Raw genomic sequence first — 2886 nt, 5'->3', positions numbered from 1 at the left:
CTGTTAGCGGATCGGTCGTCTCCTCTCGACCTGAAAACTCGACAACGGTATTCTTGTCCATGGTGGCGTATCTCTTAGTTGGTTTATTGTCTGGCGATAACAAATCAACCAGATGCGCCGCTTTTTTTCAAACCTTCAAACACCAGATTTGGTTATAACTCTTTTAAAACTTCACCCTTTCTAGTCTCAACTACTAGACTGTCAGCACTCATATCAGAGACACTAAATATTAGAGGCTCATCAATTTCTGAATAAATTATAGTTAGCTTATTATTGATAAAAGACCAATCGCCATCATAAGGTAAAACCAAGCCCCCCTCATTTGGGAAGTTAGTGCACTCAAAAGATTTATCTTCTTTGAATTCACATTGATCCCAACCAGAGCCAAAGAAGCTCGATGAGGTATTTTCCCACTTTCCAACAAGACTAACATCCACATTAGCAGCATTATTCGATGCAAATGAGCAACCAATAGCGCCAAGTAAACTACCTAAAGTAAAAGTTAATAAGCTACTTTTTCCCATTTAGATTCCCACGTATTATGAATCTTTTTAAACTCTCTAAATGCACTTCCTCTTAGACCTAGAGCAGCTGAGTGTTGTATAACCCAGCCAGTCGCTTCTGTCTCCAGGGCATACCTTCGAACATTAGCATCGAGCCTCTTATAGTAACCTGTACTCAATTGTTCAACGTGAACCAATTCTTCTGCAAGAATTTGAGTAAATCTAGTACTACCCATTTTTGTTGATAACGATTTCTCCATCAAAATCGTCCAGCGACCATCTTCTTTAGTGACTGTTCCCCATGCTGGCTGCCCTTTTGTAGCGGCCTCTATTTCTCTTGTTGAAGCGAAACGAACATCATAATCAGCTTCTGGTAAACCAAGCATTTTCGCAAGTTCTCTAGCCCTTTGCTCTATAGGCGTTAGCCCCTTTTGTGCATGAGAATACTCCCTTACTTATCTAGATCTAAACAAAGCACTCCAATACCATCTGATATTTCGCTAAAGAAACCAAGACTAACATCTGAAAGGCCGTAGTCATCTACATTATTCAGCTTTACCAAAATACCGTAACCAGATTTCTCTACAAACATAACCGATTTCAAATCGGTTATATGCCCACCTTCAAATGAGCTTGTTTTTGGGCCTATAAGACGCACCTGTGATAACTCACTATTGAAATTAAGCATGTCCCAATTAAAATTTACAGGGTAAAAATATCTACCCGGAACCTTTAATCCACCTCTAACTACATCACTATGAGAAATAACTTTATCTTCTACATTCTCTTGAACCCAAACTTTTAGATATTTAGAGATGGTCTTATCAGAAGCCATGCGCTTAAGTTGATTGCAATATTCTATTTTTGAATTACTGCAAGATGCAGTTAAAATTACTACGCAAAAAAACAAAAGCACTCTAATAAGCATAATCACATCCTAGTAGTTTTTATTGTAAAAGCTATGACCTTTCTTTGACCACAAATGCGCGTCACGACCAAAAGCCTGCCCCAAATTGTGAAGAACAGGTTTGCCTTGGTATATATCGCGGATATTATGATACATCACAGCCGTCTCAAGCCCACCGGCTGTCCAGCCTCTAGCAGCAAAATACCCACCAATTACATAGTAGTTGATATCAGATCCGGAAAAATTACCTGAAACGCCTTCAACAGTGAAATTTTTTGAAACGAAAGGGTCGTCGAAAAAGGTACCATCTGCAAATTCAGCTTCTGCTTTAAAAGCATCTAACGATAAAGCTTGTATTCTTTTTCTATCATAAAAACTAAAATCATCTCTCATTATTGAAGCTAGATCAGCTGAAGGCACGTGATATGTCCCATCTGGGTTATCTTCAAAAAGTGCCTCCATTCGGCCAACAGCCACTTCAGCTGTCACCTTTTGTGCAAACAACTAGCCCCGCAAAAGCGGGGCTAAAATCGTGCATGTCCAACTTATTGCTTAACGATTTTAACCTGCCCCTTAAGATTAATAGCAATTGTCAATACTTGGCGCACCCAATCAGAACCTGAATCCTCTCGAACCCTTACAGGAGCACCATACTCAAAGAAAATCCGTAGTTCTTCATTTTCATTACCTTCATTTGCAATAGATAAATCAGGCTCTCCTAATTCCTCAATTCCAATCAATTGTTCTAATGGGATAAGTATTTTCTTCCCAAGCACCTCAACGACTATAGACTCAACCTCTCGATCACCTTGACTGCGAACTCTCAATGTAACGTCACCAAAGCTTCGAGACAGCACCGTAGTATAGGTTCGCTCATTCCAAGGCACAGAACGAAAATCTGGCGCATCAACTGTAGCAGCTATATTCATACTTGACCCACAAAGAAAATACAAAAACAAATAAAATAAAATTTTCTTCATTTCATTTAATTTCTCAACGATGTTTATTTATCTGCTGGGTAAACCACACTTTGTATTGAACGCCTAAATTGAAATGACGAGAATTTGTACGCTGCCACATATAAGCCCTCCTTTCACTAGCTCTTACACTAGCAGCATCGTAAACATTTATCACGTCTCTCAAATGATCATTTACATGCACGAGTTCATGCCCTATCCCACTGGCTACAAAATTAAGAGGTTGATCTTTTAAGAAGTCAGGATTTACGAGCAGAGTTCGTGCATTAGGATTTTCCATACCGGTACTAGAATCCAAAGTACTATCGATAGATACATCAATTACATGCACCCCAGCTGGCAATACATCCTCAAATAAGGCTATTACACCGTATTTTTCAGCTGCTTCCTGAAATTTTTCTAACCCTCCAGTTTTATAATTGAATTTAACTATCGCCTTTTGTGCAAAAACATCACCCCGAGGCCAGTCGTACCTTAACTTCCCATTTTCCCTAGCGCA

General features: G+C 39.3%; 6 protein-coding genes. All 6 read right to left on the bottom strand.

All coding sequences use genetic code 11. The features are described from left to right. Positions 1-152 precede the first annotated feature (152 nt). The gene (locus tag ACCI49_RS24190; protein ID WP_371841816.1) at positions 153-524 is read right to left on the bottom strand and encodes a hypothetical protein; all 372 of its coding nucleotides are present in this window, start codon (positions 522-524) and stop codon (positions 153-155) included. Then, positions 503-889 (bottom strand): hypothetical protein, encoded by a 387-nt coding sequence (locus tag ACCI49_RS24185; RefSeq protein ID WP_371841815.1) that lies wholly within the window; start codon positions 887-889, stop codon positions 503-505. The genes ACCI49_RS24190 and ACCI49_RS24185 overlap by 22 nt, the downstream gene beginning before the upstream one ends. Positions 890-954: 65 nt before the next feature. Next, the gene (locus ACCI49_RS24180; protein ID WP_371841814.1) at positions 955-1431 is read right to left on the bottom strand and encodes a hypothetical protein; all 477 of its coding nucleotides are present in this window, start codon (positions 1429-1431) and stop codon (positions 955-957) included. A 9-nt stretch (positions 1432-1440) separates the two neighbouring features. Continuing rightward, positions 1441-1914: a hypothetical protein gene (locus ACCI49_RS24175; RefSeq protein WP_371841812.1), complete on the bottom strand. Its 474-nt coding sequence runs from the start codon at positions 1912-1914 to the stop codon at positions 1441-1443. Between the two features lie 41 nt (positions 1915-1955). Beyond that, on the bottom strand, positions 1956-2390 hold the full coding sequence (locus ACCI49_RS24170; RefSeq protein ID WP_371841811.1) for a hypothetical protein: 435 nt from the start codon (positions 2388-2390) through the stop codon (positions 1956-1958). A gap of 13 nt (positions 2391-2403) precedes the next feature. Next, the coding region (locus tag ACCI49_RS24165) for a hypothetical protein (RefSeq protein ID WP_371841810.1) at positions 2404-2886 on the bottom strand (483 nt) is incomplete at its 5' end.

This window comes from Microbulbifer epialgicus, from assembly GCF_041447265.1.
Lineage (GTDB): Bacteria > Pseudomonadota > Gammaproteobacteria > Pseudomonadales > Cellvibrionaceae > Microbulbifer > Microbulbifer epialgicus.
The sequence above is the reverse complement of the archived record's forward strand: the minus strand, read 5'-3'. Positions and strand labels throughout refer to the sequence as shown.